Genomic DNA, 26,585 nt, shown 5'->3' with positions numbered 1-26,585 from the left:
ATTGATCGAAAAGCTTTTCGTACATTATCAAGTCAGAACGGCTGAACCAACTAAAAAGGGTTGCAACAGCAGCGGTACCCTGCAGACGGTTCATTCAGCAGCCATGCCCTGCACCTTGGCCCAAGCAGGGCAAAGATCTTCAAAGGAATGTGCAGTCGGCTGCAAGGCAGGATCGCTCTTGTCATCGAAAACGCCGAACACCAGTGCCACGGTCGGAGCATCATCAATGGCACCAAGCGTGCTGCCGCATTGACCGCAAAATGCACGGGAAGAATAATCCGACGAACGGTAAAGGACTGGCTCGCCCGCCTCACCTGTCCAGCGGACATCGCTCTTGGCAAACTCCACCCATGTCAGGCTGGTTGCACCGGATTGACGCTGGCACCACTCGCAGGAGCATGTGTGCGGGTTTTGTGGTTCTCCCTGCGCCTCAAACCGTACAGCACCACAAAGACAACCGCCAAGAAACGTTTTTGCCATGTTGAACCTCCTCAAAAATCTTGCCGCAAAGCCCTGCCCGATTCCTGATAAAAATCCAATGAACTAACGGTGAATAAAAAAGCCCCCACAGTCTGTGTGACCGTGGGGGCATTGATTTCTAAACCTCAGCTATTGCAGCTTAGTGTTCTTTGCGTGCGTAAACCGACTTCTTCGTCAGGTAAATCAGCGCGGTAAAGATCGCAAGAAACACCATGACCATGAAACCGGTGCGCTTGCGTTCTTCCAGATGCGGCTCTGCAGCCCACATCAGGAATGCCGAAACGTCCTTGGAATACTGGTCGAGCGTCTGCGGCGAACCATCATCATAGGTCACCTGATCGTCAGAGATCGGCGGTGCCATGGCAAGGGCAGCAGCATTGGCAAAGTATGGGTTGTAGTGAGTTCCTTCGGCCACTTCCACGCCTTCTGGCGGATCAACATATCCAGTCAGCAGAGAGTAGATATAATCCGGGCCACCTTCCTGATACTGCGTAAAAATGTCGAACACGAATAGCGGGAAGCCACGAGTTATACCGCGTGCCTTGGCAAGCAGCGACATATCAGGCGGTGCGGCACCATTGTTCGATGCAGCAGCAGCTTCGTGGTTCGGGTATGGCGATGGGAAGTGGTCGGATGGAACAGCCTTGCGGGTGAACATTTCACCGTCACCGTTAGGCCCGTCCTGCACTTCATACTCGGCAGCAAATGCCTTTATCTGATCATCCGAGTAGCCCAGATCTTCCAGTGTGCGGAAGGAGACGAGGCTCATCGAATGACAGGCCGAACAGACTTCCTTGTAAACCTTCAGGCCACGCTGAAGCTGTCCCTTGTCGTATTTGCCGAATGGACCGGCAAAGCTCCATTCGAGATTCTTCGGCTTATGGATCGGGTAATGCGGTGTACCCCCCTCTTCATGGCCTTCTTCTGCAGCAAATGCTGCACCGACGCCAAGTCCGATAGCCAAGGTCAACGACAGAACGCTTGATACAAGCTTTTTCATAATTTCAATTCCTCTCTGTCGCCACCGTTACGCCTGGGCAGACGCTGGAGCGGAAGCGGTTTTACCACTCTTTTCCAACACTGCTTCCGTAATCGAATTCGGAATACGCCGTGGTTTTTCCACGAGGCCCAGAACCGGCATGATCACCAGGAAGAAACCGAAATAATAAAGGGTACCCAGCTGAGAGAAGCCAACATAGTTGCCCTTCAGATCGCCACCGAAGATCAGACCGATCAAGCCGCTGCCTTCAGCAGGCTGCGAACCGAGCCAGCCAAGGAAGATGGCGTTTACGACGAAGACCCAGAACAGCATCTTGTACCATGGACGGTACACAGCCGAACGAACCTTCGATGTATCCAACCAAGGCAGGAAGAACAGAACGATGATCGCACCGAACATCACCAGAACGCCACCGAGCTTGGAATCGATCGGGCCGACATTGAAGGTGATCGCACGCAGCATGGCGTAGAACGGTAGGTAGTACCATTCTGGAACGATGTGTGCCGGTGTCTTCAGGGCATCAGCGGGAATGTAGTTGTCCGGATGGCCGAGATAGTTCGGCATGTAGAAGATGAACCAGGCATAGACGATCAGGAAGACGGAAACGCCGAATGCATCCTTGAGCGTTGCATAAGGTGTAAACGGAACCGTATCGGTCTTGCTCTTGACTTCAACACCGGTCGGGTTGGTCTGGCCCGTAACGTGCAGCGCCCATACGTGCAGGATGACAACACCTGCAATCATGAATGGCAGCAGATAGTGCAGCGCAAAGAAGCGGTTCAGCGTTGGCTGGTCAACGGCAAAGCCGCCAAGCAAGAACTGCTGCAACCATTCACCGATCAGCGGGAAGGCTGTGAAGAAGCCGGTGATAACGGTAGCGCCCCAGAAGGACATCTGACCCCAAGGCAGAACGTAACCCATGAAGCCGGTTGCCATCATCAGGAGGTAGATGACACAGCCGAGAATCCAGAGGATTTCGCGTGGCGCCTTGTAGGAACCGTAATAGAGACCACGGGCAATATGGAGATAAACGGCAATGAAGAAGAACGACGCGCCGTTGGCGTGCATGTAACGCAACAGCCAACCGTGGTTGACGTCACGCATGATCTTCTCGACGGAGTTAAAGGCAACCGTTGTTTCGGCGGCATAATGCATGGCCAGCACAACGCCGGTCAGGATCTGCACGATCAGCATAACCGAAAGCATAGCACCAAAAGTGTAGGCATAGTTCAGGTTGCGCGGAACCGGATAAGCGACAAAGCTGTCATAGATCAAACGCGGCAGCGGCAGCCGGGAATCGATCCATCTTTCTAAGCCGGTGGACGGCTGATAACTGGAATGACCACTCATAATATTCTGTCCCTTTATCCGATCTTGATGACGGTATCGGATGCAAAAGCAAACGTCGGAATATGCAGGTTCTCAGGCGCTGGGCCTTTACGAATACGGCCCGCCGTATCGTAATGAGAACCATGGCAGGGACAGAACCACCCGCCGAAATCGCCAGCCTGACCGAGCGGAACGCAACCAAGATGGGTACAGGAACCGATCATCACGATCCAGTTTTCCTTTCCTTCACCAGCAGAGCGGTCAACATCCGTTGCCTGCGCGTCGGCAGCAACGTTGGCATTACGCGCAACAGGATCCTTGAGGTCAGCAAGCGCAACGGCCTTTGCCTCTTCGATTTCCTTTTCTGTACGGTTACGGATGAACACAGGCTTGCCACGCCACTTTACAGTGAGCGACATGCCGGGTTCGAGGCTGGAAACATCAACATCAATAGAAGCAAGAGCCAACGTCGATGCATCTGGACGCATCTGGTCGATGAACGGCCATGCAACAGCCGCAGCCCCGACAACACCCGCCATACCAGTTGCTAGATAAAGAAAATCGCGACGAGTGGGTTCACCCGACGCATGATTATTTGTTACGTGTTCGCTCACCGCTACACCATCCTCTGCGCTAAATGTGCCGAAAATCGCATGATTCCTCCCACTGCTATTTGATCCAAGACAACTCCATCCCAAAAAGTCCTGGCCAATATGCGCCAATCGAATTCACGCATAATTGTTTGATCGCAAAATATCCCAACCTTTGGCAAGAGGGAACACCACAATACGGCCGTAATTCCACCCTCACAGAGCATTATTTAGGCCACTGTCGTTCTCATGCCATGACATCGGGTCTTCAGCTGACGAATCAGACGCTTCACTTCCTCCGCCCGTGATTGTGCCCATGCATACCCCATGTTAACAACAGTCGCTTGTCGCTGCGGCTCGGAATGATTGATGAAAACACGGCTAACCTGCATTTTTTCTGTTTTACTGACCCTATTTCTTTTCGCCGGAAGTCTTCGTTACGTCAGGGATCACTGGCTTTTTTCATTCACCTACAGCTTCCAGCTTCACATCGGCATCGTCGGCGCACTCGCAGCCATTGTGCTATTTGTCGTTTTGAGAAGCCGTTACCTGTTGTTGCTTTTTGTCTGGGCCATCGCAATCACCGCGCATGCCGCGGTTCTACGGTATGAATTCGTTGCGCCAGCCGGCGAAACCGTTGCTGGCCAACCCTTCAAGCTGATTTCTTTCAATGTCTTGGGCGAAAATTACCGCAATGGCAAAAGCATCGCGGAATTTCTCTCCAATTCCGGCGCCGACGTCATATACGTCATGGAAGGCAGACCGCTTGCACCTTATCTGTCTCGAATTGCGAAAACCTATCCCTATCGAATGGGGTGCAGGGTCGACACGGAAACATGCGATCTTCTGGTGTTTTCAAAATATCCGCTGGAAGGCGCAAAATTCATTACCTTGAGCGATTTACGCCGCGATCGCATGGCGGTCGCAAGGGTTACGGTCCATGACACAACCATCAATCTGGTCGCCTTGCACGTCACGAAGCCATATTATGACGATTATCACGAGGAAGAACTGTTTGCCGCCTCAAAAATCATAAGGGCCTTAAAGGGTCCTTTGATTGTTGGAGGAGACTTCAACTCATCCAGCATCGCGCCAGATATGCGTCGTTTCCAGCAAGCCAACAATCTGCGCATCTCCAACTTCGAACCGGCAACATGGCCGATCGAGGCCGGTAAATTCGGCATTCCGATCGACCATATTTATGCCCGCGCTCCAGCAACAATGACCAGCTTGAAGCGCCTGCCAGATGCCATGGGATCCAACCATTTTGGCCTCGAGGCAGAATTCATCATTCAAAAACAATAATCGGCGCGAGGCGTCGTCAACCGACATCGGCGGCAAGGAAGCCACCTGACTGGCGCTGCCAGAGTGTCGCGTAAAGCCCGCCCTGCCCGATCAGCTGATTATGTGTGCCCTGCTCCACGATGCGGCCATTGTCCATGACAATCAGCCGGTCGAGCGCCGCGATTGTCGAGAGACGATGGGCAATCGCAAGAACGGTCTTACCCTGCATCAAATCATCGAGATTGCTCTGGATTGCCGCTTCCACCTCGGAATCCAGGGCAGAGGTCGCTTCATCCAACACAAGGATCGGCGCATCTTTCAGCATCACCCGCGCAATGGCGATACGCTGACGCTGACCACCTGACAATTTCACGCCACGTTCACCGACATGCGCATCAAACCCGCGCCGTCCACGCTGATCTTCCAAACGTGCAACAAAATCATCAGATTTTGCGCGCCGTACAGCCTCCACCAATTGCGCCTCGGTCGCGTCGGTGCGGCCAAACATGATGTTTTCCCTGATCGAACGGTGCAGCAGTGACGTGTCCTGCGTCACCATGCCGATATGGGCACGCAGGCTTTCCTGCGTCACCTCTGAAATGTCCTGCCCATCAATAAGGATGCGGCCACTTTCGATGTCGTAGAAACGTAAGAGAAGATTGACGAGTGTCGATTTACCGGCACCAGAGCGACCAACAATGCCAACCTTCTCACCGGCTGCAACCGAAAGGTTGAGCTTGTCGATCACCGATTTTCCGTTTCCATAATGGAAGGAGACGTTATCAAAGCTGATTTCAGGACGACGCACCACAAGCTCGGTTGCATTTGGCGCATCGACGAGATCGATCGGTTTGGAAATCAATTCCGCAGCATTCTGCACGGTGCCGAAGTTGCGCATGATGCCGTTAAACTGCGTCATCAAACGACCAAGCAGGAAGTTAAGGCGCAACACCAGTGCCAGCGTGAACGCAACCGCACCAGAACTGATCCGCCCATCCAGCCACAGGTCTATACACAGAGCCGCCATGGAGGTGATCATCACACCGGAAAGCAAAGCCATCGACGCTCTGACACCGGTGATGAAGCGTGTGAACATCAGCGTTGTCTGCTGAAAAATATCAAAACCTTGCCGCATGTAACGGTCATTGGCATCGTCACGACCAAACAGGCGCAGCGTCTGGATGTTGCTATAGGCATCAACCATGCGACCACTCAGCATCGAGGCCGCTTCGGCCGTTTCCTTGGAATGGTAGCGGATACGCGGCACGAAATAACGCGCCAGTAGCGAAAACACACCAACCCAGACAAAGATTACCGCCGCCAGACGCCAGTCCAGCCCACCAATAAGGACGAGGGTCGAAACGGAATAAATGCCAACGAACCACACGCTTTCCATCAGCGACGTCACTAGGTCACCCGTCGCCTGCCCGCCCGACCAGACCTTGGTGACGATTCGTCCGGAAAAGTCATTCTGGAAAAAGCTCAGCGATTGCCGTGCGACATGCATGTAGGATTGCCAACGCACCAGATTGTAGAAACCTGGCGTGATAATCTGCTGGTCGGTCAGCGCAGTCAGCAAAGCAACAACAAACCGCACCACGGCGATCAACACCAGCATGCCGACAAGTTCGGGGCCATGCTGGCTTAATAATCCTGCCCAGCCGTCGCCGGGTTTGACACTGGCAAGCACATCCACCAGCCGCCCGACGAACCAGAATAACGCAGCCTCAATGGCCGCGGTCATTCCGCCGAGAATCAGCATGGCAATGAAGGGTGCCTTGGCCTGCGAAATATAAAACCAGATAAAACCGGATGTGGTTTCAGGTGGCCTCAGATCATCCTTTCGGGCGAAAGGCTGGATCCAGTTCTCGAAAAAGTTGAAAAGCTTCGAAATCACCATGTCACGGATATAGGCCTTTTCCACGAAGACGCAAAGCAGCCTGCCACCTTATATTTTGGTAATGATCAAATACAAAAGGGCGGGGAATGCCCCGCCCTTTTGTTCGTTATTCCGCAGCAACGTCGTCATCATTGTCCTGGATGAAGCCGCCGGACTGGCGTTGCCAAAGGTCGGCATAAATGCCGCCTTTTTCAACCAATTCGCCATGCGATCCAGCCTCAACGATATGGCCGCGATCCAGAATGATCAGCCGGTCCATTTCTGTCAGTGTCGAAAGCCGGTGAGCAATCGCAATAACCGTCTTGCCCTGCATCAAGGCAAACAGGTTTTCCTGAATGGCAGCTTCCACCTCGGAATCGAGTGCCGATGTCGCCTCGTCCAGAATGAGGATCGGAGCATCCTTCAGGAACACACGGGCAATAGCGATACGCTGCCGCTGACCGCCCGAAAGCTTGACACCACGTTCACCCACCTGCGCATCGAGACCGGTGCGACCATGCATGTCCTCCAGCGTTTCGATGAAATCCCACGCATTGGCGCGTTTTGCCGCCTCGATGATCTGCGCATCCGTTGCCCCCGGATGACCGTAAGCAATGTTGTCACGGATCGAACGGTGAAGAAGCGAGGTATCCTGCGTCACCACACCGATTAACGAACGCAGACTGTCCTGCGAGACGGTGGAGATATCCTGTCCGTCAATGGTGATGCGTCCGTCTTCAAGATCATAGAAGCGCAGAAGCAGGTTCATCAACGTGGTTTTACCGGCGCCGGAACGACCGACAAGACCAACCTTTTCACCGGCACGAATATCCAGCGTCAGGTTGTCGATAACTCCCTTTGTCCCTTCAGCCCGTGCCTTTCCGTAATGGAACTGCACATGCTCATAGCTGATGGCACCTTTTGGTGCTGCCAATGCAGGCGCATCTGCCTTGTCGACGATGTCATGCGCCTTGGTCATCATGCCCATGCCGTCATAGACAGTACCTATGTTTTCAAACAGCGATGTCACTTCCCACATGATCCATTGCGACATGCCATTAACGCGCATGGAAAGACCGATCGCCACGGCAACAGCACCTGTCGTCACCGAACCATTCAGCCAGAAATAAAGCCCGAGGCTGGCGGTCGAAAACAACACAAAGGCATTGTTGAGATCGATGAGAATGTTGAAGCCGGAAATCTTGCGCATCTGGCGATGCACGGTTTCCAGAAACATGTTCATGCCATCACGTGCATAAACCTCTTCACGGCCAGCATGAGAAAACAGCTTGATCGTCGAAATATTGGTGTAGCTGTCGACGATACGGCCGGTCATCAACGAACGCGCATCAGCCTGTTCCTTGGCCAAACGCCCCAGTTTTGGAACGAAATACACCAGAATAAGAATGTAGAAACAAAGCCATGCAAGCAGCGGCAGCACCAGACGAATGTCTGCCGCGGCAACTAGAAACAGCATCGAAACAACAAAGCTGATCGCATACACGAACACATCGATGACCTTGAGTGCCACTTCACGGATCGCAAGCGCCGTCTGCATGACCTTGGTCGACACACGTCCTGCAAACTCGTTTGCAAAGAAAGTCATGGAATGGCGCAGCAGGAACCGATGCATCTGCCAGCGGGCGATCATGCCAAAGTTACCGGCCAAGGTCTGGTGCATGGTCATGGTGTGCAAGGCACCCATCAGCGGCAGGGCAATCAACACAAGTGCGGCCATGCCGATCAGATGCCAGCCTTCATCCTGAAGGAATGTCTCGCGGTTCGCCGTTGCCAGCCAGTCAACAATGTTACCCAAAAATTGGTAGAGCATGACCTCGGCAATGGCGATGCCCATCGACATCAAGCCAAGCAACAGCAGCCAGGGTGCAGCCGGTTTTGTATAATGCCACAGAAAGGGCAGCAACTTCGGAGCCGGAGCCACCGGCGTCGAAGAGGGAAATGGATCAAGACGTTTTTCAAACCAGCCGAACATGGCCAAGCTCCGAAGAAAATGCACCCGAAATGCGAACTCACGGAGAAAACCGGGACCGCGAACGGGAAAATCATGGAATGCGGCCACGACAGCCACATGACGATACTGAAAAGAGTGAGAAACCGCGTAAGTTCCGCGTTAACGCCTAGGCTCGAAGAAAGCCCACGGGAAACGGAAGGTGACGGCGAACAGATATATTCATGGTGAACCTCCCTTTTTGGCGTTGAAGATGCCACCTTTTAAATCAAAAAACGTTGTCTGCCTAGGGGCCACGAGACACGCTCCGTCAATATGACACTGCCCCACTGAATGGTTGTGGCTTTTCAGGCACAATCTGTCGTGGTAACCGCCTCGCAATTCTTGCAATTGGAAAACACATGCCCGACATCAGGATCGCCCTTTATCAACCCGATATTCCCGGCAACACAGGAACGATCCTGAGACTTTCCGCCTGTCTTGGCATTGCCATCGACATCATTGAACCAGCCGGTTTTGATATTTCCGACCGCAACCTCAAACGTGCCGGCATGGACTATCTGGCCGTTGCTGCTTTGACGCGCCATATCAGCTGGACACATTTTGAAGAGTGGCGGGCAACCACTGGACGCCGTCTGGTTCTCGCCTCCACCAAGGCTGCCCTTCCCTATACAGACATCCAATACAAGCCAGACGATATTCTGTTGTTTGGCCGCGAAAGTGCGGGGGTGCCTGATCATGTGCATGACAAGGCCGATGAACGCATCATCATTCCAATGATCGAAGGTCAACGTTCCATCAACGTTGCCATGTCGGCCGCCATGATAACAGGCGAAGTGTTGCGTCAGGTCGGGTTTTAAGTCTGACGGTCAGTCGGCAGACGGCAGGCGACGCATGGTAAATTCAATGCGATCCCCTTCCAGCTGGCGCCAGCTTTCCACCTCTGTCCAGTAAGCTGCTTTGGGAAAGGCGTCGAACCATTCACGCGCCTTGGCGCGAGCGTCCTCGCGGGTGAGACAAAATGTCTGGCGCACGAACATGCCGTGTTTTTTTGCGCACTCCCCGACAAGGGCTTGTTCCCTGCGATGGGCGTTAATACGCCGTTTTAGGCCGTCCAGCGGTGGCGGTCCGGTAAATTTCGTCATGACATTCACCTCTGCCAATAGGATATTCTGGCGAAAGGCGATTGGCGAGTCGAAATTGTGCGCAAGCCTCGCGCCTGATAAAGCGGCGACAATAAAGGCGAATCAACGTCAGGCGTTCGCGCGCAAAACATGCAGGAGAGCGGACATGGACCGGCCGCAAATGCCCAAGGGCTTGCCAGAAGACATTGAGGACAAGAAGGAAGCGGCACGCGCCTGGTTTGAAAGCCTGCGCGACACCATCTGCGCATCCTTTGAAAACCTGGAACGCGAACTTCAGGGACCGCTTTCTGACCAGGAACCGGGTTACTTCGTCGCCAAGGACTGGCAGCGCGAAGGCGGTGCTGGCGGCGGTGGCCGCATGTCGATGATGGAAGGCCGCGTGTTTGAAAAGGTCGGCGTACACACCTCAACGGTGCACGGCGAATTTTCGCCAGATTTCCGTTCGCAGATCCCAGGCGCCGAGGAAGATCCAACCTTCTGGGCGTCCGGCATTTCGCTCATTGCCCACCCGGTCAATCCCAACGTGCCGACTGTGCATATGAACACCCGCATGGTGGTCACATCCAGTCACTGGTTCGGTGGTGGTGCAGACCTGACGCCCATGCTGGCACGCCGGCGCACGCAGGAAGATGGCGACAGCCAGCTTTTCCACAAAGCCATGGAAATCACCTGTCGCCGCCATCCGGTTGCAGATTACCCACATTATAAGAAGTGGTGCGACGACTATTTCTTCGTCAAACATCGCAATGAAGCACGCGGTATTGGCGGCATTTTTTTCGACTGGCTACACCCGGATGAGGAAAAAGGCGACTGGAATGCCAATTTCGCGTTTGTTCAGGATGTCGGTCGCGCCTTCAATCTGGTTTACCCGAAGATTGTACGCAGCAATTTCAATACGCCATGGACGGAAAATGATCGTGACGAGCAGCTGATCCAGCGTGGCCGTTATGTGGAGTTCAATCTGCTCTACGACCGCGGCACACTTTTTGGACTAAAAACCGGTGGCAATGTGGAATCCATCCTGTCGTCCCTGCCACCGGTCGTCCGCTGGCCATAAAATCTTCGCTGAAACGACCGGCGTGTCGGCGAAAAACCACGATAACAATGACCTGAAACGGGTAGCAAAAACAGGCTCGTCAATCGACCCTTTATGAGTGCTCCAGAGCTGTATGGAGCACCAAAATGGCGCACGCTGGTTTGGTGGCAGTCATAATATTAATCTTCACGAATATTTCACCGAAACCCCTATAATTAGGGGTTAATGAAATGCATGAGTGGTGTTAGTCTCCAGCCAGACGTACTGGAGGAGCTATCGTCATGATTACTTCAAACAGCATGCAGTTGTCCGCGTCCCCCAAAGCCCAACCACATTCAATCGAAACACCTGAATTGATTGATCGTCTTGCGACGGAACTCCGCGCAAGCGGTGATCGTGATCTGCCACATGCGTTCTATGTGGAGCAGGTCAAACGCACCCTTTCCGGCGACATCAATCCGGAAGCACTGGTGGCGGCAAATGATGACGAGGGACTTACTCGCGTATCATCCATGTGCAGCCCATCGGTTTTCCAATGCTGGGCGATGCCTGAGTAAGCCGGAACATAACCGGTAACAGCTCGTTACATAATAGGCAGGGCTAAAAATCTGGCTTTCTTCCCTGCCTTTTGAACAGGGAGTTTCAAAATGCGACTATTTGAATGTGGCACACTGGTGCCAGGTTGCGCATGGCACACACGTGCCGACGACGACGCCGAAGTGGTGCGCCGTACAGTTGAGCACATGCGCACCGCTCATGGTGAAACGATTATTCGTGAAAACATGGTTGAGAACATCAAGGCGCGTATTCGCAGCGAAGCGAACGCGGCCTGACTTTTTAATCCTGCAGCATGGTTTTCAATCGGGCGGTCAATGCCGCCCGGTCAAGTGAGAAGTTGACCTCAACCCACTTGTCTTCCAGCGCAGAAAGGACCTCGCCCACACGCGGTCCTGCAGCAACGCCTTCTGCCAGCACATCGGCACCGGTCAACGGAAAGGCCGGCTTGACAAACGCGTTTGCTCGATTGTTGAGCGTCGATAGTCGGGCGACTTTGCGCATCGCCTCTTCACCCGCCGACACATCAGCACGGGCCGCAGCCAGCGCAAGTTTCAGCCGCATCACTACCCCATCCTTACCCTGCCGATAAAGTAGACGATCAAGTGCCGTTTCTGCCATGGTAGCGTCCGGTGTCTGGGCACCCGCCCACAACAACAGCCGGTTGGTTTCGTTTTTCGACATCCGCAGCCTGCTGGCCATGGCTTCAACTCTTGCCACGTCAGGCGGGATAATCGCGGCAAGGCGTATCAACGGGTCGACCGACCAATTCAAAGACTGCTCGGCAGCAACGAGGCCATGGATAGAATCGATGCCCCACTTTTCCGTCTCCGGCAGCACCTGCGCCAGGACGCCAGACTGCCGCATCCACAAAAGCGAACGCGACGGATCCGGTGCTGACAACAGTTTCTTCAACTCGCTCCAAACACGCTCGGCCGACAGGGTCGACAGCTTATCTTTGGCACGTGCGCTTGCCCGGAGCCCGTCCGCATCTGGACGACCGGACCCGTACCAGGCAAAAAACCGGAAGAAGCGCAGTACACGCAGATAGTCTTCTGCCACCCGGGTTGCCGCATCGCCAATAAAGCGCACGGTTCGAGTCTCAATGTCTGGCAGACCATTGATCAGGTCGATAATGTTGCCTTCGACATCGGCATAAAGGCCGTTGATTGTCAGGTCTCGGCGCTCGGCATCAACCTGCCAGTCGGTGCCGAAGGCAACATCAGCACGTCGGCCGTCAGTCGCCACGTCGCGGCGCAGGGTGGTTACCTCGTAACCTTCCCCCTCCAGAACCAACGTGACGGTGCCATGCTCAATGCCTGTCGGGACGGATTTGATTCCCGCATCCTTCGCCCGTTCCACCACATCCTGCGGCAGCAATGTCGTGGCAATATCGATATCGCCAACCGGCATATCCATAAGAGCATTGCGGATTGCGCCCCCCACAATCCTTGCCTCGCCGCCATCAGCGTTCAGCAGACTAAGAATGCGCTGAAGGGCCGGTTTGGAAAACCAGTCCTGCCCGGCAATGCTGTTCATGCGTATAGCCTTTCATAAATCATGCGGACGATACCCGCCGTAATGCCCCAAATATAACGTTCGCCATAGGGCATCTCGTAGAAGTGCCTCTCATGGCCCTGAAACATCCGGCTGGCAAGCACGTGATTGTCGGGATTCATCAGAAAAGACAGCGGTACTTCAAATACCTCATCAACCTCTGCCGGGTTGAGGATCAGATCAAAACCGGGTTTTACAACAGACAGAACAGGCTTGATGCGGAAACCCGTGCCGGACACGTAATCCGGTAAAACGGCCAACGGCTCGACAAATGAACGTTGCAGCCCTATTTCTTCTTCAGCCTCCCGCAGCGCAGCAATTTCGGCATTTTCATCTTCTTCATCGATACCGCCACCGGGAAAGGCTATCTGCCCGGAATGTTTGCGCAGCGTCGACGTGCGCTGTGTAAAAATCACCCGCGCCTCATTGCCATCATCGACGACAGGCACCAGCACTGCCGCATCCTTCAGTTTGACGCCATCAATGGAAAAGCGCACGGCAGGGTTCAAACGGTGGTCGCCATTCACGCCCGCCGTCTCGAAAGCGTCTTCATTCATTGAGAGCACGCGACGGCGAAATTCGCCCGCGGAAAACTGCATCACATCACTCATTTCGACAACATATCCAGTTCATTCATCGGCATGACTGGAAAAACATCGTCACCTGATCGAACGCAGAACATCTCGGTACCGTCGATGTCCATCGCCTCTCCTAGTGCTGCCAGATCATACATAACCGCTCTTGAAACAAGGGCTTCAAGTCGTCCTCGCACCAGCAGATAGGGTTTCAATTCGTGATTTTCACCGTGGATTTCAAAACGGAGCGGATTATCTTTTCCAACAGCCACCACATCCCCCACATTGGTCCGGAATGTCAGTTGTTGTTTACCACCCTCTTTCGTCACCATCATCTCGACGGCAAGAAACGGTGCATCCACCACCTTGATGCCGACTTTTTCCACAGGCGTCACAAGATATGTTTTACCATCTTCGTCTTTTCGCAAAACAGTGGAAAACAGCCGTACCAGCGGCGCACGGCCAATGGGCGTGCCCATATAAAACCAGGTGCCATCCGCCCTGATTTCCATATCGAGATCACCACAAAATGGTGGATTCCAGCGCTCCACTGGGGCCGGCCCACGTGGTTTATCACCGGTTTGCTCAGCTGCGCGAGAAATCAGGGCAGCAAGACCTGCCGCATCTTTCGCCGAATTTATCGTTTCGCTTGCCATATTCGAGTCCCGCTTTACACGTAATGGAACATGAGTAACGAGATAGTCATTTGAAACATGCTTGTCAGCCGTCAGGATGGCAATAAGCTATATGCAGTGCAGAAATTGTCTTAAAGTATGCCGCGTAACAGCGTGCGGCGGTTTTGCGGTCACGGTGTACGATAAAACAATGACTTACAGCACGTTACTTGGATATGATGAACCGAAACGTGATTTAAAGCCACGATTCGCCGGAACCGCAGGATGAGCCGAACGGTTCGATGAAAATGTTGAGGAGAGCGACATGGGCATGATGAACACCAGCGAAGCCCTCGATGAAAAGGCGATTATCGCGGCAGCCGAAAAGGCGCTGGCAGATATTGCAGCCATCCGGGCTGATGTTTCCAAGGTCATTTTCGGTCAGGAAAAAGTCGTCCAGAATACCTTGCTCGCCATTTTGTCTGGTGGCCACGCGCTGCTGGTCGGTGTTCCCGGCCTTGCCAAGACAAAGCTGGTGACGACGCTTGGCACGACACTTGGCCTTGATGCCAATCGTATCCAATTTACACCCGACCTCATGCCGTCAGATATTGTCGGTTCGGAAGTGATGGACCAAGATGAGAGCGGGCGCCGCTCTTTCCGTTTCATCAAGGGTCCGGTCTTTGCCCAGCTTTTGATGGCCGACGAAATCAACCGCGCCAGCCCGCGCACCCAGTCCGCTTTGCTGCAATCCATGCAGGAATACCACATTACCGTCGCGGGCCAACGTTATGATTTGCCCAAACCATTCCACGTTCTGGCCACCCAGAACCCACTGGAGCAGGAAGGCACCTACCCACTTCCAGAAGCCCAGCTTGACCGCTTCCTTCTGCAAGTCGACGTTGATTATCCGGACCTTGCCGCCGAGCGCCAGATCCTGCTCGACACCACCGGCACCACATCAGGTGAAGCACGCCGCGTGATTGACGCGGAACGCCTGATAGAAATCCAGACCCTCATTCGCCAGATGCCTGTCAGCGACAAGGTTGTTGATGGCATCCTGTCACTAGTGCGTTCGGCACGTCCCGGTCACGGCAATGCACTGACCGACAAGAATGTCGCCTGGGGTCCAGGCCCACGTGCCGGCCAGTCGCTGATGCTGACGGCGCGTGCGCGTGCGCTTTACGAAGGCCGTCTCGCGCCGTCGCTGGACGATGTTTATGCCCTTGCGGAACCAGTACTGGAACACCGCATGGCATTGACCTTCGCTGCCAGAGCCGAGGGTATGTCGGTTCGTGATGTAATTGCAGGACTTGTGGCGCAAGCCAAAGGCTGACCCTTAGGGGCAGAAAAGGAGCGCAAGTGGCATCCATTGGTCAGATCGTCGAGAAGACCCCGGGCCCCGAGGTTCTGGCACGCGCGCGCCAGCGCGCAAGTCTGGTGCCGGATTGTATGGTGGAAGCCAAACGCATTGCCAACACCGTAATTGCCGGCTGGCATGGCCGCCGCAAACGCGGCATCGGCGAAAACTTCTGGCAGTTCCGCCCCTATGCCGAGGGTGAAAGCCTGTCGCGCATCGACTGGCGCCGCTCGGCCCGTGACGATCATACCTATGTGCGTGACCGGGAATGGGAAGCAGCCCATACAATCTGGTTGTGGGCCGACCTGTCACCATCAATGATGTTCAAGTCGACACTGTCACCGGTATCGAAAGAAAGCCGCGCATTGGTGCTGATGCTGGCATTGGCGGAAATTCTGGCCCGCTCCGGTGAACGGATCGGTTGTCCCGGCATCATGGAACCGGTCTCGGCGCGCAACGCCGCCGAACGACTGGCCGCTGCCCTCATGCATGCGCCAATGACTAGCGGCTTGCCGGAAACCAACATGATCAAGGGTGCAAGCGATATTGTGCTGATCGGCGACTTCTTGGATGATGCGGCAAACGTCATGGAGCGTATTTCGCCCTTGGCACGCCGCGGTTTGCGCGGGCATGTGGTGGAAATTGCAGACCCCGCAGAAGAGACCTTCCCCTACAGCGGCAGAACCGAATTTTCCGATCCCGAAACCGGTGAAAAGCTGGTGTCAGGTCGCGCCGAAACCATCAAGCAGGACTATACCCGCGCCTATTTCGCCCGACGCGATGCGCTTGGTTCGGCACTGCGTCGTATGGGCTGGAATTTTGTGTTTCACCGCACCGACCATCTGGCATCCGAAGCGCTGGTGACGATGCACATGTATCTGTCCGGTTCTCCGGCCGGTGCCGTTGGTGGAGGTCGCACATGAGCGCCCTGCCTTTCCTGTTCACCAATCCCTATATTCTCATTGGTCTCGCTGCCCTGCCCGCCATCTGGTGGCTGTTGCGGCTGACGCCTCCACGCCCCAAGGCGGAGGTCTTTCCACCACTCAAAATCCTTGCCACGGTATTGAAACGTGAGGAAACGCCGTCGCAAAGTCCTTGGTGGCTAACCTTGCTGCGCATGGTTCTGGCGGCCTTGGTCATTCTGGCACTGGCCGATCCCGTCCTTAACCCGCGCAACACGTCCGTGGCCAGTGGTGGTCCGCTGGTGTTGGTGGTCGATAATGGCTGGGCGACCTCCATTGACTGGGAACGCCGCGTGCAGACCGTATCGGCGATCATAGACGATGCCGAGCGGGCCGATGTGCCGGTGTCGATCAGCTTTACCGCCGAAACCAGCAATGACGCCGTGCCGACAACCGCGGCCGTGGCGCGCGAAAAACTGGCCGCTGCAAAACCGCGGCCCCTGGTTCCAGACCGGTTCAAGACCGCAGAATCCGTGACCGAGGCATTGAACGGCACCTCGCCCGGCACATTGGTTTTTGTCGCCGATGGCATTGCAACGCCAACGGATCAGGATGCACTGGCTGATCTTGCCAGCCTCTCGCCTTCGGAACTGCGGCTGATCGAAGGTGACGGCAAGCAGATCTCCGCCATTGCCTCCGCTACCAACGGCGCCGATTCCATGTCGCTTTCCATTGCCCGCCTGAATACGACAGATGCCGAAAATCTGACGGTGAATGCGCAGGATAGTCAGGGCCGCACACTTGGCACTGGAACAGCAGCTTTCGCCACTGGTGCTGATGAGGCAACCGGCACCATCGAAGCGCCTTTCGAATTGCGTAACGATTTTGCCCGTCTTTCGATTGAAGGACTGACCACAGCAGGTTCCGTGCATTTGCTGGATGATGGTTTTCGCCGTCGCCGTGTCGCACTGCTTGCCGGCGATACCGGCAGCGACTTCCAGCCGCTGCTGCTGCCATTGTTTTACATCAGTCGCGCCCTGCAACCCTACGCGGACCTGATCGAGCAGAGGCAGCCTGACCTTTCGGTTGCCATTCCGGAAATCCTGCAGGCTAACCCCTCCGTCATCGTCATGGCTGACATTGGCCGCCTGCCAGCCGAAACCTATGAACCGCTGCAACGCTGGTTACAGCGTGGTGGCACATTGATCCGTTTTGCCGGTCCTCGCCTTGCCGCAGCCCCCGCCGATGACCCGCTGGTACCGGTGACCCTTCGTCAGGGCGAGCGCACTCTGGGTGGCGCCCTGTCATGGGCAGAACCACAGCCGCTTGCCGATTTCCCGAATTTTGGCGCCTTTGCAGGCATGCCGAAAGCCGACGGTGTGCTGGTCAAACGTCAGGTGCTGGCAGAACCAACGCCTGATCTCGCCGAACGGACCTGGGCAAGCCTTGCCGATGGAACGCCATTGGTGACCATGCGTGAAAACGGCGCTGGCCGCATCGTGCTGTTCCACATTAGTGCGGAAGCCACATGGTCGGACCTGCCGATTTCTGGACATTTCGTTGAAATGCTACGCCGTCTCGTACAATTGTCAAAAGCCGCCGGAGCAACAGCAGAAGGCAGCGCCGTTGGCAGCCTTGCCCCTTATCGCCTGCTGATGGCAGATGGCACACTAACAACGGAAACCGGTACGGCACGTCCGCTGGAAAACCGTCCTGGTCAGACGCCGATCGCAAATTTCGACACCCCACCCGGCCTGTACGGCACAGAGGATGGCTTCGTGGCCCTCAACCTTTTGCCAGCAGGTGCAAAACTTGCGCCGCTGGATGCCTCGCTTGCCAACTTGCCTGTGCTGCGTGAAGGGCTGATCGGCGAAACAGCCCACTCCCTGCGCCCCGCTCTGTTCATCGCGGCATTCCTGTTGCTGATCGCCGACAGCCTGATCATGCTGTTTATGAATGGTGCCTTTGCCCGTCTTCCCCGTGCCAGAGGCTCCGCTGCTGCCGTGATGCTTGCCTTCATGGCAACACTATCATTGCTGGCACCGGACACGGCACGTGCAGATGATCCCAAACCCGGCGATGAAGCGATTTTTGAACGGCTCGACACCACGCACCTCGCTTACGTCATCACGGGTGAAAGTGATGTCGATGATATCTCAAAACGTGGTCTGCAGGGCTTGAGCGAGTTCCTGACCTGGCGCACGACGCTGGAACCCGGTGCACCGGTTGGTCTCGATATTTCAAAGGATGAATTGTCCTTCTATCCGATCATCTATTGGCCGATTTCTGCCACCGCACCAATGCCATCCAGTGCTGCGATCTCCCGCATCGATGCCTATATGCGCGCCGGGGGTACTGTGCTGTTTGACACACGCGACCAATTCACCTCACTCGGCAATGGTGGTGGTACCAGTGCCAATGGCGAACGCCTTCAGGCCATTCTCGCCAATATCGACATCCCACCGCTGGAACCAACACCGGAAGATCACGTACTGACCCGTTCATTCTATCTGCTGACCAATTTTCCCGGCCGTTACAACGGCAGCCCGCTATGGGTCGAATCCCGCCAGGATTCCGGCAAGACCACGTCCGGCCTGTCCTCGTCGGGCGATGGCGTGACACCCATTCTGATCACCGGCAATGATTTTGCGGGCGCATGGGCGATTGACGACAATGGTGCGCCCTCGCTACCAACCGTGCCTCCGGATGAAGTGCAGCGTGAACATGCGTTCCGCTCTGGCGTGAATATCATGATGTATATGTTGACCGGCAACTACAAGGCAGATCAGGTGCATGTGCCTGCCCTGCTGGAAAGACTGGGGCAATGATATGACACTGACTTTTGCTCCCTTCCTCCCGTGGTTTGCCATTATCATACTCGCCGTTGCAGCCCTGTTGCTATTCGTCCTCGGACTGTGGCGTGGTGTGCGCGGCGCATGGCTGCGCGGTATTGCGCTTGCCGCCCTGCTGCTTGCCATTCTCAACCCGCTTCTGACACAGGAGGAGCGTGAGCAGCTTTCCACCATTGTGCCTGTCATCGTTGACCGCTCCCAAAGCCAGGATACGGCTGAGCGTACAAAGACGACCGATGACGCACTGGCGCAGTTGCAGGATCGTCTGTCGAGATTTCCGCGCATCGAGCCGCGCATTGTCGAGGTGCAGGATGATGGCACCAGCGATACGCCATCGACACGCCTATTTTCCTCGCTCAATTCCGCAATATCAGATGTATCACCATCACGGCTTGGCGGTGCCATTTTCCTCAGCGACGGCCAGATCCATGACATTCCAAACCCCGGTCAGGACCTTGGTTTCAAGGCACCGATCCATGGCTTGATCACCGGCAAGGCGGACGAATTTGACCGGCGTATCGAGGTGGTTCGTGCACCGCGTTTCGGCATCGTCAACGAAAACCAGCAACTGACCTTCCGGGTGTTTGATGACGGCCGCAGCCAGGGCGGCCCGGCAGAAGTTACCATCCGCATGAATGGCGAGGAACTGGCAAAGGTACAGGCAACACCCGGACAACCGACACCGTTCGATTTCAAGGTGCCACGTGGTGGCAACAACGTCATGGAATTCTCGGTCGCCGAACTGCCGGGAGAAGTCACCACAGCCAACAACCGCGCTGTGCATCTGATTGAAGGCATTCGCCAGAACCTGCGTGTGCTCCTGGTGTCGGGCGAGCCCCATGCCGGGGAACGCGCATGGCGCAATCTGCTGAAATCCGACGCTTCGGTTGACCTCGTTCATTTTACCATTCTGCGCCCTCCGGAAAAGCAGGATGGGACACCGATCAACGAGTTGTCCCTGATTGCCTTCCCGACCCGTGAGTTGTTTGTTGAAAAGATCGAGGATTTCGACCTGATCATTTTCGACCGTTACCAGCATCGCGGCGTGCTGCCGATCCTGTATTATGATTACATTGCCCAATATGTCGAAAAGGGCGGCGCCCTTCTGATTGCGGCGGGACCAGAACATGCCGGACAGGATTCCATTGCCCTGACGCCGCTTGCCAGCGTTCTGCCAGCCAATCCGACCGGCCAGATGCACAATTCCGCCTTCTACCCTCGCCTGTCTGAAGCGGGTAAAAAACATCCGGTCACCCGCGGCCTTGAAGGCTCTGGTGATGAACCGCCGGCCTGGGGTCGCTGGTTCCGCACCGTCAGTGTTGATCCTCCGGCCGGCCAGACAGTGATGCTGGGCGATGGACAAGACCCGCTGCTTGTGCTGAACCGCCAGGGCGAAGGCCGTGTGGCTATGCTGTTGTCCGATCAGGGCTGGCTGTGGGCGCGTGGTTTTGAAGGTGGCGGCCCGCACGTGTCGCTTTACCGGCGCATTGCCCACTGGCTGATGAAAGAGCCGGAACTGGAAGAAGAGGCTCTCACCGGCCGGGCCAATGGCCGCACACTTGAGGTCACCCGCCAGACGATTGGCGATGATCCCGGTCAAGCAACGGTGAAGTTTCCATCCGGCAAAACAGAAACCATGGCGTTTACCGAAGCTGGTCCCGGCCTTTACAAGCTGGAACAACGCATGGACGAAACCGGCCTGTTTGAAATCACCAATGGCGAATTCACAACACTGGTGCATGTCGGTGCCGTTGATGCGCCGGAATTCAAGGCGATGATTTCAACAACCGAAACACTCGCGCCGCTGGCTGGGGAAACAAAAGGCAGCGTGCACCGCGTTGCCGACAATGACGGCCGTCTCACCCTGCCGGACATTTTGCCTGTGCGCGGTGAAGTGCGTGTCCCCGACAACAACCGCATGCTGATCAGCATGACCAATGAAACGGTGCTGACCGGCGTGAATACCCTGCCGCTGTTTGCCGGTTTTGCGGGATTGGGCGTGCTGCTGTTTGCCTTTGCCGCCGTGTGGTGGCGTGAAGGTCGCTGATATCTGTTTCAGTAAATATCGATCAAAGAAAAAGACCTGACAGATTGCTCTGCCAAGTCCTTTTGTTGGATCCTTCAAGTTAAGAACGTAAACTCAGGCAAAAGCCCTTTGAGGTTCCTCATAGGTATCCTCTTCGGCGTCCGGCATTGCCATCACGGCTTCACATTGCCGCCAGCCAATCACGCCCTTCAGCCGCGCATGAACATCTTGGCCAAGGGGAACAACCAGCACCCGGTTCGGATCAACAGGCCCCGGAAAATCCAGCGCCTTATAGCTGACCTTCTCAAAACCGAGCGGCATGTAATAAGGCGGGTCACCAATCAGGATAACAGCTTCCGAACCCTTGCGTTTTGCCGCCTCGATAGCAATCCGCACCAGTTCCCGGCCAATGCCCATGCTCTTGTGGGATGGCCGCACGGCAAGTGGTCCCAACATATGTCCTTTGACACCACCGGCCAGCACCGGCGTCATCCGCACGGAGGCAATGGTTTCACCGTCGTCAGCACAAATGAATGACAAGGTCCGGTCATGAGGTCCCTGCTCGCGAATGCGCGCTGCCGCACGGGTGTGACGGCCCGGACCAAATGCTTCTTCGTTGATGATTTCGATGGCAGCATCGTGAGATGCGTGCTCGGTAAGGTAGACCAGATCGTGCTTGGACATTAAAAGACCCGAACCAAAAAGCGGACATGACAATAGCGACAGCTACGCCTTAAGAGGCGTTTAAGAGCGTCAGCGTCGTCGGAGCATCCGTGGTTCAGTCATTGAATTCGATCAATCCCTAAAAGTTGGTTTTGCCTGATATCAGGATTCATGGGGAGCGTCCAGCCTTTATTGAACACGTGCTTCCATCATAATTGTGAACGGCACAGAACGCAGTGTTCACGATTAGGGTATCGAATACATCAGAAAATAGCCTATTCTTTACTCAGTCAAAAATTGAAACAGGAGGTTGCACCATGGGTATGCTGGTGGAAGGTGTCTGGAAAGACGTATGGTATGACACAAAGGAAACCCGTGGCCATTTCAAGCGCAGCGCATCACAGTTTCGTAACTGGATTACCGCAGACGGCGAGCCCGGCCCATCCGGCAAGGGTGGCTTCAAGGCGGAAAAAGACCGTTATCATCTGTACGTATCGCTGGCCTGTCCCTGGGCACATCGCACACTGATCTTCCGCAAGCTCAAAAAGCTGGAAGATCTGATTTCCGTTTCAGTCGTCGATCCGCTGATGCTGGAAAACGGTTGGGAGTTCAAACCTGAATCTGACCGCACACCGGGCGCCACACAGGACCATCTGTTCGGCTCGTCCACACTCTGGCAGGTCTATGTCAAAGCCGATCCAAACTATTCCGGTCGGGTCACCGTGCCGGTCCTCTGGGACAAAAAGAACAACACCATCGTTTCCAATGAATCGGCGGAAATCATCCGCATGTTCAACAACGCCTTTAACGGCCTGACAGGTTCGGAAGAAGACTTCTATCCCCAAGCGTTGCAGCAGCAGATCGACGAGCTCAATACCCTCATCTACGACACCGTGAACAACGGTGTTTACAAGGCCGGTTTTGCAACGACGCAGGAAGCCTATCAGGAAAACGCCATCAAGGTGTTTGAAACGCTGGATATTCTGGAAGCACGATTGAAACAGCAACGCTTCCTGTTTGGCGCAAACCAGACCGAGGCTGACTGGCGGTTATTCACCACCCTGGTGCGGTTTGATGCTGTTTATGTCGGCCACTTCAAGTGCAACATTCGCCGCATTGCCGACTATCCCAATGTGAGCGGTTATCTGCGCGATCTCTATCAGACACCGGGTGTCGCCGAGACGGTCGATATGCGCCATATCAAGGAGCATTATTATCGTAGCCACACGATGATCAACCCAACTGGCATTGTTCCGGTAGGTCCAGCCATCAATCTTGAAATGGCACATAACCGGCAGGCATTGGTTTAATCCCCGCGCCTACCAGTAATCCGAGACAGTGATCTCACCCTTCAATTCCTGCAGACGGCGGCGCGTTGCCGCCGTTGCATCCTCGGGCAAATTGTCCGGATCAAAAAAACCGCTTTCCTTGATTTCCCAATCCGCCAGCCGTGGTGCCGTCTGCTCGACATTCAACCGGTAGAGCACAACATGGTCGCGCCTGCTGGCCTTGTTGTTGAAATAGACATGGAAAATCTCCGGCGTGCTGGTCGCCGTCAGATTGCCCTCCTCGCGAATTTCCTTGTGCAGCGCTTCGATCACTGTTTCGCCGCGCTCAACGCCGCCACCGGGCAGATACCAGCCCGGCAAATAGGAATGGCGCACAAGAAACACCCGACCTTGTGCGTCAAAACAGGCCGCCCGCACCCCCATTGTCATGCCACGCGTTACCAGGAACACCGCATGCAGGATGCGTGTCACAATCCACGTCAACAAACTCTGTTTTTCGGAGGAACCTTTTTCGCTCATTCTGCCTTTCCGATCATGGCCAAAAACAATTCCGTTTCATGATCTTATGCGTTATGTCTGCCACCATGTTCAAACTCGCGCATATCTCAGATGTCCATCTTGGACCCCTGCCCAAGCTTACATTCCGTGAACTGGCGTCTAAACGCATTACAGGATTTGTGAACTGGCATCGCAACCGTCGCAAGCACCTTTTCACAGATACGCTGGAAAAACTGCTGGATGATCTGGAGGCGAAGCAGCCCGACCATCTGGCGATAACCGGTGACCTCGTCAATCTTGCGACCGGCATTGAAATTCGTGCCGCCGCCGATTGGCTGGAAGAAGTGGGCGAACCATCGTCTGTTTCCGTCGTCCCTGGCAACCATGATGCCTATGTCCCCGGTGCGCACGACAAGGCCATGAACTCATGGTACCCCTATGTGCGCGGGGATGGCGACCCCGAAGACTGGGATGAAGACCGCAAGATTTTCCCCTATATGCGCGTTCGCGGCCCGGTCGCCCTGATTGGCTGCTCGACATCCATTGCCACCCCGCCCTTTTCAGCGACCGGTTATTTCGGCCGCAGACAAGCGCGTGCGACAGCTGAACTGCTGAAAAAGGCGGGCTCGATGGGCCTGTTTCGTGTGTTGATGATCCATCATCCGCCAATCCGTGGCGCAGCGGCCACCCACAAGCGCATGATCGGCATTCGCCGTTTCGCCGGCGCCGTTTCAACGGGTGGCGCAGAGCTGGTGCTGCATGGCCACACACATCTGAACACGGTCTATTGGCTCAATACCCACCATGGGCAGGACCATATTCCGGTGGTTGGCATCGCCTCGGCTTCCCAAGGTCCCGGCGGGAAAAAACCACGCGCCAGTTATAACCTGTTCAACATATCAGGCGAACAGGGCGCATGGAACGTAACCTGCGAACGCCATTCGCTCAACGAGGCAGCAACGGCCATCGAATTTGAGGATGTCAGGGTGTTCTATGAAAATGGCCGGGTGATAGGTTTCCCCCCGCCGGACGCGTAAGTTCTAAACAGCGAAACGTTTATTTTTAGATCAGCGACCGTAGCGCTGTAACTTTACGTCTGACTTTAAGCTGCCGATTCAACGCCTTTAATCAAAGTCCAATTTGCCATACCCGGGACAAGACCGGGCATGGCAATGTGAGGCGTAAAAGCCTTATGCGTTTTTGGCGCGCTCTTCCAGAACGCGGTTGGCAGCCGAAACGATCGCTTCCAGCGAGGCCGCCACGATGTTGGTGTTGACGCCAGCACCGTAAAGCTTGCCACCATCATACTCAGCTTCGACATAGGCGATGGCCGATGCGTTGGAACCATGCTGCAGCGAGTGTTCGGAATAGTCGTTTACCGACAGGTCAACGCCCAGATAGACTGACAATGCGTTGATGAAGCCATCGATCGGACCGGTACCTTTGCCTTCAATCCGCTTGACCTCCCCGCGGTCCATGATTTCGGCAGCGACCACACGCACGCCTTTGAAATCACCGGCCGGATAGGTGTGATGGTCAACGAATTTCAGACGTGCGTCAGGCTGGGTCACATAACGCTCGATGAAACGCTCATAGATCCGCTTGGCTGGCAGCTCCACGCCTTCTTCGTCGGTAATGCGCTGAATATCCTCGCGGAACTCCACCTGCAAATTGCGCGGCAGGTTGATGCCGTAATCCTGCTGCAGAATATAGGCAATACCACCCTTGCCCGACTGTGAGTTGATGCGAATGATCGCCTCGTAGGAACGGCCAACGTCCTTCGGATCGATGGGCAGGTAAGGTACTTCCCAAACGCCGGTATTGGACTGCTTGATTGCCTTCATGCCCTTGTTGATCGCGTCTTGGTGCGAGCCGGAGAACGCAGTATAAACCAGTTCACCAACATAGGGGTGACGCTCAGGGATCGCCATTTCGTTAGAATACTCATAGACCGACTTGATGCGTTCGATGTCGCGGCAATCCAGTTCCGGGTCAATACCCTGGGTGTACATGTTCAATGCCAGCGTCACCACGTCGACATTGCCGGTGCGCTCGCCATTGCCGAACAACGTGCCTTCCACGCGGTCAGCGCCGGCCATCAGGCCCAGTTCGGTTGCTGCGATGCCCGTGCCACGGTCATTGTGCGGGTGCAGGGAAATGATGACGTTTTCGCGGTTATCAATGTTGCGGCACATCCATTCGATCTGGTCGGCATAGATGTTCGGGGTAGCCATTTCCACAGTCGAAGGCAGGTTCAGAATCAGCTTGTTGTCAGCGGTGGGTTTCACCACCTCGATCACCGCGTTGCAGATTTCCAGCGCCACTTCCAGCTCGGTGCCGGTAAAGCTTTCCGGAGAATATTCAAAACGGTAACCGCCACCGGCTTTCTCGGCCATGTCGGTAATCATCTTGGCGGCATCAACCGCAATCTGCTTGATGCCGTGCACGTCCTTGCCGAACACCACGCGGCGCTGCAATTCAGATGTCGAGTTGTAGAAATGGATGATCGGTTTTTTGGCACCAACCAGAGATTCAAACGTGCGGGTGATCAGTTCCGGGCGGCACTGCACCAACACCTGCAAGGACACGTCGTCAGGCACACCGGCCTCTTCCACGCACCAACGTGCAAAATCGAAGTCGGTCTGCGACGCCGAAGGAAAACCTATTTCGATTTCCTTGAAACCCATTTCCAGCAACAGCTTGAACATGCGCGCCTTGCGGTCATGTCCCATCGGGTTGATCAGCGACTGATTGCCATCGCGCAGGTCAACCGAACACCAGATTGGTGCCTTGGTAATGGTTTTGGATGGCCATGTGCGGTCAGGAATATTGATGGTTGGATAGGGACGATACTTCGCAGCTGCGTCAGACATGCCGTTTGCGCTGGTGATGATCTTCGAGTCCATGTTACTTCCTCCTTGCGCATCCGTGGCTTGGGAACCACCGTTAGATGCGCGCCCTCGAGCGGGCAAAAAATCCAGT

The 26,585-nt window shown here is 55.2% G+C and carries 24 protein-coding genes; 11 read left to right on the top strand and 13 right to left on the bottom strand.

The genetic code is table 11. The features are described from left to right. Positions 1 to 90: 90 nt before the first annotated feature. The 4 genes from M2418_RS02840 to petA form a co-directional block, all read right to left on the bottom strand. Positions 91 to 480: a GFA family protein gene (locus M2418_RS02840; protein WP_259143855.1), complete on the bottom strand. Its 390-nt coding sequence runs from the start codon at positions 478 to 480 to the stop codon at positions 91 to 93. Between the two features lie 139 nt (positions 481 to 619). Continuing rightward, positions 620 to 1,480, bottom strand: a complete 861-nt coding sequence (locus M2418_RS02835) for a cytochrome c1 (RefSeq protein WP_192488410.1) — start codon at positions 1,478 to 1,480, stop codon at positions 620 to 622. Between the two features lie 27 nt (positions 1,481 to 1,507). Continuing rightward, the gene (locus M2418_RS02830; RefSeq protein ID WP_250981958.1) at positions 1,508 to 2,830 is read right to left on the bottom strand and encodes a cytochrome b N-terminal domain-containing protein; all 1,323 of its coding nucleotides are present in this window, start codon (positions 2,828 to 2,830) and stop codon (positions 1,508 to 1,510) included. Between the two features lie 14 nt (positions 2,831 to 2,844). Further along, a complete protein-coding gene (gene petA / locus M2418_RS02825) occupies positions 2,845 to 3,423 on the bottom strand; it encodes a ubiquinol-cytochrome c reductase iron-sulfur subunit (protein WP_192488408.1) in 579 nt (192 codons plus the stop codon). A 345-nt stretch (positions 3,424 to 3,768) separates the two neighbouring features. Here petA and M2418_RS02820 point away from each other — a divergent pair, with 345 nt between their 5' ends. Next, complete coding sequence (locus M2418_RS02820; protein WP_259143852.1) at positions 3,769 to 4,704, top strand: endonuclease/exonuclease/phosphatase family protein; 936 nt, start codon at positions 3,769 to 3,771, stop codon at positions 4,702 to 4,704. 16 nt (positions 4,705 to 4,720) lie between these two features. Here the strand turns inward: M2418_RS02820 and M2418_RS02815 are convergent, their stop codons facing one another. Beyond that, complete coding sequence (locus M2418_RS02815) at positions 4,721 to 6,583, bottom strand: ABC transporter ATP-binding protein (RefSeq protein ID WP_310503177.1); 1,863 nt, start codon at positions 6,581 to 6,583, stop codon at positions 4,721 to 4,723. 106 nt (positions 6,584 to 6,689) lie between these two features. Further along, a complete protein-coding gene (locus M2418_RS02810) occupies positions 6,690 to 8,555 on the bottom strand; it encodes an ABC transporter ATP-binding protein (RefSeq protein ID WP_259143839.1) in 1,866 nt (621 codons plus the stop codon). Positions 8,556 to 8,932: 377 nt separating this feature from the next. On the opposite strand from M2418_RS02810, the gene M2418_RS02805 reads away from it, so the two are divergent. Next, positions 8,933 to 9,391 (top strand): tRNA (cytidine(34)-2'-O)-methyltransferase, encoded by a 459-nt coding sequence (locus tag M2418_RS02805; RefSeq protein WP_259143830.1) that lies wholly within the window; start codon positions 8,933 to 8,935, stop codon positions 9,389 to 9,391. Between the two features lie 9 nt (positions 9,392 to 9,400). On the opposite strand, the gene M2418_RS02800 is transcribed toward M2418_RS02805, so the two are convergent. Further along, positions 9,401 to 9,676, bottom strand: a complete 276-nt coding sequence (locus M2418_RS02800; protein WP_259143815.1) for a hypothetical protein — start codon at positions 9,674 to 9,676, stop codon at positions 9,401 to 9,403. 145 nt (positions 9,677 to 9,821) lie between these two features. Between M2418_RS02800 and hemF the strand changes: the two genes are divergently transcribed. From hemF to M2418_RS02785, 3 genes are all read left to right on the top strand, one after another. Then, on the top strand, positions 9,822 to 10,733 hold the full coding sequence (hemF, locus tag M2418_RS02795) for an oxygen-dependent coproporphyrinogen oxidase (protein ID WP_259143809.1): 912 nt from the start codon (positions 9,822 to 9,824) through the stop codon (positions 10,731 to 10,733). 260 nt (positions 10,734 to 10,993) lie between these two features. Next, positions 10,994 to 11,269: a hypothetical protein gene (locus M2418_RS02790; RefSeq protein ID WP_192488402.1), complete on the top strand. Its 276-nt coding sequence runs from the start codon at positions 10,994 to 10,996 to the stop codon at positions 11,267 to 11,269. Between the two features lie 90 nt (positions 11,270 to 11,359). Next, positions 11,360 to 11,545 carry a DUF1059 domain-containing protein gene (locus M2418_RS02785; RefSeq protein ID WP_192488401.1) on the top strand — a complete coding sequence of 62 codons (186 nt, stop codon included), beginning with the start codon at positions 11,360 to 11,362 and terminating at the stop codon, positions 11,543 to 11,545. A 4-nt stretch (positions 11,546 to 11,549) separates the two neighbouring features. Here the strand turns inward: M2418_RS02785 and M2418_RS02780 are convergent, their stop codons facing one another. From M2418_RS02780 to M2418_RS02770, 3 genes are read right to left on the bottom strand one after another with little or no spacing between them, the layout of a single operon-like run. Next, on the bottom strand, positions 11,550 to 12,806 hold the full coding sequence (locus M2418_RS02780; protein WP_259143807.1) for a CCA tRNA nucleotidyltransferase: 1,257 nt from the start codon (positions 12,804 to 12,806) through the stop codon (positions 11,550 to 11,552). After that, a complete protein-coding gene (locus M2418_RS02775; protein WP_259143799.1) occupies positions 12,803 to 13,435 on the bottom strand; it encodes a CoA pyrophosphatase in 633 nt (210 codons plus the stop codon). The genes M2418_RS02780 and M2418_RS02775 overlap by 4 nt, the downstream gene beginning before the upstream one ends. Next, the gene (locus tag M2418_RS02770) at positions 13,432 to 14,055 is read right to left on the bottom strand and encodes a DUF1285 domain-containing protein (protein WP_259143793.1); all 624 of its coding nucleotides are present in this window, start codon (positions 14,053 to 14,055) and stop codon (positions 13,432 to 13,434) included. The genes M2418_RS02775 and M2418_RS02770 overlap by 4 nt, the downstream gene beginning before the upstream one ends. A 283-nt stretch (positions 14,056 to 14,338) precedes the next feature. Between M2418_RS02770 and M2418_RS02765 the strand changes: the two genes are divergently transcribed. The 4 genes from M2418_RS02765 to M2418_RS02750 are packed head-to-tail and all read left to right on the top strand — an operon-like array spanning position 14,339 to position 21,174. Then, positions 14,339 to 15,349, top strand: a complete 1,011-nt coding sequence (locus tag M2418_RS02765) for a MoxR family ATPase (RefSeq protein ID WP_192488397.1) — start codon at positions 14,339 to 14,341, stop codon at positions 15,347 to 15,349. Between the two features lie 26 nt (positions 15,350 to 15,375). Next, positions 15,376 to 16,296, top strand: coding sequence for a DUF58 domain-containing protein (locus M2418_RS02760; protein WP_259143785.1), 921 nt, complete (start codon positions 15,376 to 15,378; stop codon positions 16,294 to 16,296). Next, entirely contained in the window at positions 16,293 to 19,103 is a 2,811-nt protein-coding gene (locus M2418_RS02755) for a DUF4159 domain-containing protein (RefSeq protein WP_259143783.1), read from the top strand. Before M2418_RS02760 ends, M2418_RS02755 begins: the two co-directional genes overlap by 4 nt. Before the next feature lies 1 nt (position 19,104). Further along, positions 19,105 to 21,174, top strand: coding sequence for a hypothetical protein (locus M2418_RS02750; RefSeq protein WP_259143774.1), 2,070 nt, complete (start codon positions 19,105 to 19,107; stop codon positions 21,172 to 21,174). Between the two features lie 93 nt (positions 21,175 to 21,267). On the opposite strand, the gene M2418_RS02745 is transcribed toward M2418_RS02750, so the two are convergent. Further along, positions 21,268 to 21,837 (bottom strand): GNAT family N-acetyltransferase, encoded by a 570-nt coding sequence (locus M2418_RS02745; protein WP_250981969.1) that lies wholly within the window; start codon positions 21,835 to 21,837, stop codon positions 21,268 to 21,270. 296 nt (positions 21,838 to 22,133) lie between these two features. On the opposite strand from M2418_RS02745, the gene M2418_RS02740 reads away from it, so the two are divergent. Continuing rightward, positions 22,134 to 23,126 (top strand): glutathione S-transferase family protein, encoded by a 993-nt coding sequence (locus tag M2418_RS02740; protein WP_259143758.1) that lies wholly within the window; start codon positions 22,134 to 22,136, stop codon positions 23,124 to 23,126. A gap of 9 nt (positions 23,127 to 23,135) precedes the next feature. On the opposite strand, the gene M2418_RS02735 is transcribed toward M2418_RS02740, so the two are convergent. Beyond that, positions 23,136 to 23,624 (bottom strand): NUDIX domain-containing protein, encoded by a 489-nt coding sequence (locus M2418_RS02735; protein WP_192488391.1) that lies wholly within the window; start codon positions 23,622 to 23,624, stop codon positions 23,136 to 23,138. 65 nt (positions 23,625 to 23,689) lie between these two features. Here M2418_RS02735 and M2418_RS02730 point away from each other — a divergent pair, with 65 nt between their 5' ends. Next, complete coding sequence (locus M2418_RS02730) at positions 23,690 to 24,640, top strand: metallophosphoesterase (RefSeq protein WP_259144804.1); 951 nt, start codon at positions 23,690 to 23,692, stop codon at positions 24,638 to 24,640. A gap of 153 nt (positions 24,641 to 24,793) precedes the next feature. Here the strand turns inward: M2418_RS02730 and leuA are convergent, their stop codons facing one another. Beyond that, a complete protein-coding gene (gene leuA / locus M2418_RS02725; protein WP_259143756.1) occupies positions 24,794 to 26,509 on the bottom strand; it encodes a 2-isopropylmalate synthase in 1,716 nt (571 codons plus the stop codon). Between the last annotated feature and the right edge of the window lie 76 nt (positions 26,510 to 26,585).

It is taken from the genome of Rhizobium sp. BIGb0125 (genome assembly GCF_024810055.1).
Taxonomy (GTDB): domain Bacteria; phylum Pseudomonadota; class Alphaproteobacteria; order Rhizobiales; family Rhizobiaceae; genus Agrobacterium.
Note: the sequence above shows the minus strand (reverse complement) of the source record. Positions and strands in the feature narration are given on the sequence as shown.

Coding starts and splice junctions, on each gene's coding strand:
- M2418_RS02840 (WP_259143855.1), bottom strand. CDS start 480: ATGGCAAAAACGTTTCTTGGCGGTTGTCTTTGTGGTGCTGTACGGTTT.
- M2418_RS02835 (WP_192488410.1), bottom strand. CDS start 1,480: ATGAAAAAGCTTGTATCAAGCGTTCTGTCGTTGACCTTGGCTATCGGA.
- M2418_RS02830 (WP_250981958.1), bottom strand. CDS start 2,830: ATGAGTGGTCATTCCAGTTATCAGCCGTCCACCGGCTTAGAAAGATGG.
- M2418_RS02820 (WP_259143852.1), top strand. CDS start 3,769: ATGAAAACACGGCTAACCTGCATTTTTTCTGTTTTACTGACCCTATTT.
- M2418_RS02815 (WP_310503177.1), bottom strand. CDS start 6,583: ATGGTGATTTCGAAGCTTTTCAACTTTTTCGAGAACTGGATCCAGCCT.
- M2418_RS02810 (WP_259143839.1), bottom strand. CDS start 8,555: ATGTTCGGCTGGTTTGAAAAACGTCTTGATCCATTTCCCTCTTCGACG.
- M2418_RS02805 (WP_259143830.1), top strand. CDS start 8,933: ATGCCCGACATCAGGATCGCCCTTTATCAACCCGATATTCCCGGCAAC.
- M2418_RS02800 (WP_259143815.1), bottom strand. CDS start 9,676: ATGACGAAATTTACCGGACCGCCACCGCTGGACGGCCTAAAACGGCGT.
- hemF (WP_259143809.1), top strand. CDS start 9,822: ATGGACCGGCCGCAAATGCCCAAGGGCTTGCCAGAAGACATTGAGGAC.
- M2418_RS02790 (WP_192488402.1), top strand. CDS start 10,994: ATGATTACTTCAAACAGCATGCAGTTGTCCGCGTCCCCCAAAGCCCAA.
- M2418_RS02785 (WP_192488401.1), top strand. CDS start 11,360: ATGCGACTATTTGAATGTGGCACACTGGTGCCAGGTTGCGCATGGCAC.
- M2418_RS02780 (WP_259143807.1), bottom strand. CDS start 12,806: ATGAACAGCATTGCCGGGCAGGACTGGTTTTCCAAACCGGCCCTTCAG.
- M2418_RS02775 (WP_259143799.1), bottom strand. CDS start 13,435: ATGAGTGATGTGATGCAGTTTTCCGCGGGCGAATTTCGCCGTCGCGTG.
- M2418_RS02770 (WP_259143793.1), bottom strand. CDS start 14,055: ATGGCAAGCGAAACGATAAATTCGGCGAAAGATGCGGCAGGTCTTGCT.
- M2418_RS02765 (WP_192488397.1), top strand. CDS start 14,339: ATGGGCATGATGAACACCAGCGAAGCCCTCGATGAAAAGGCGATTATC.
- M2418_RS02755 (WP_259143783.1), top strand. CDS start 16,293: ATGAGCGCCCTGCCTTTCCTGTTCACCAATCCCTATATTCTCATTGGT.
- M2418_RS02750 (WP_259143774.1), top strand. CDS start 19,105: ATGACACTGACTTTTGCTCCCTTCCTCCCGTGGTTTGCCATTATCATA.
- M2418_RS02745 (WP_250981969.1), bottom strand. CDS start 21,837: ATGTCCAAGCACGATCTGGTCTACCTTACCGAGCACGCATCTCACGAT.
- M2418_RS02740 (WP_259143758.1), top strand. CDS start 22,134: ATGGGTATGCTGGTGGAAGGTGTCTGGAAAGACGTATGGTATGACACA.
- M2418_RS02735 (WP_192488391.1), bottom strand. CDS start 23,624: ATGAGCGAAAAAGGTTCCTCCGAAAAACAGAGTTTGTTGACGTGGATT.
- M2418_RS02730 (WP_259144804.1), top strand. CDS start 23,690: ATGTTCAAACTCGCGCATATCTCAGATGTCCATCTTGGACCCCTGCCC.
- leuA (WP_259143756.1), bottom strand. CDS start 26,509: ATGGACTCGAAGATCATCACCAGCGCAAACGGCATGTCTGACGCAGCT.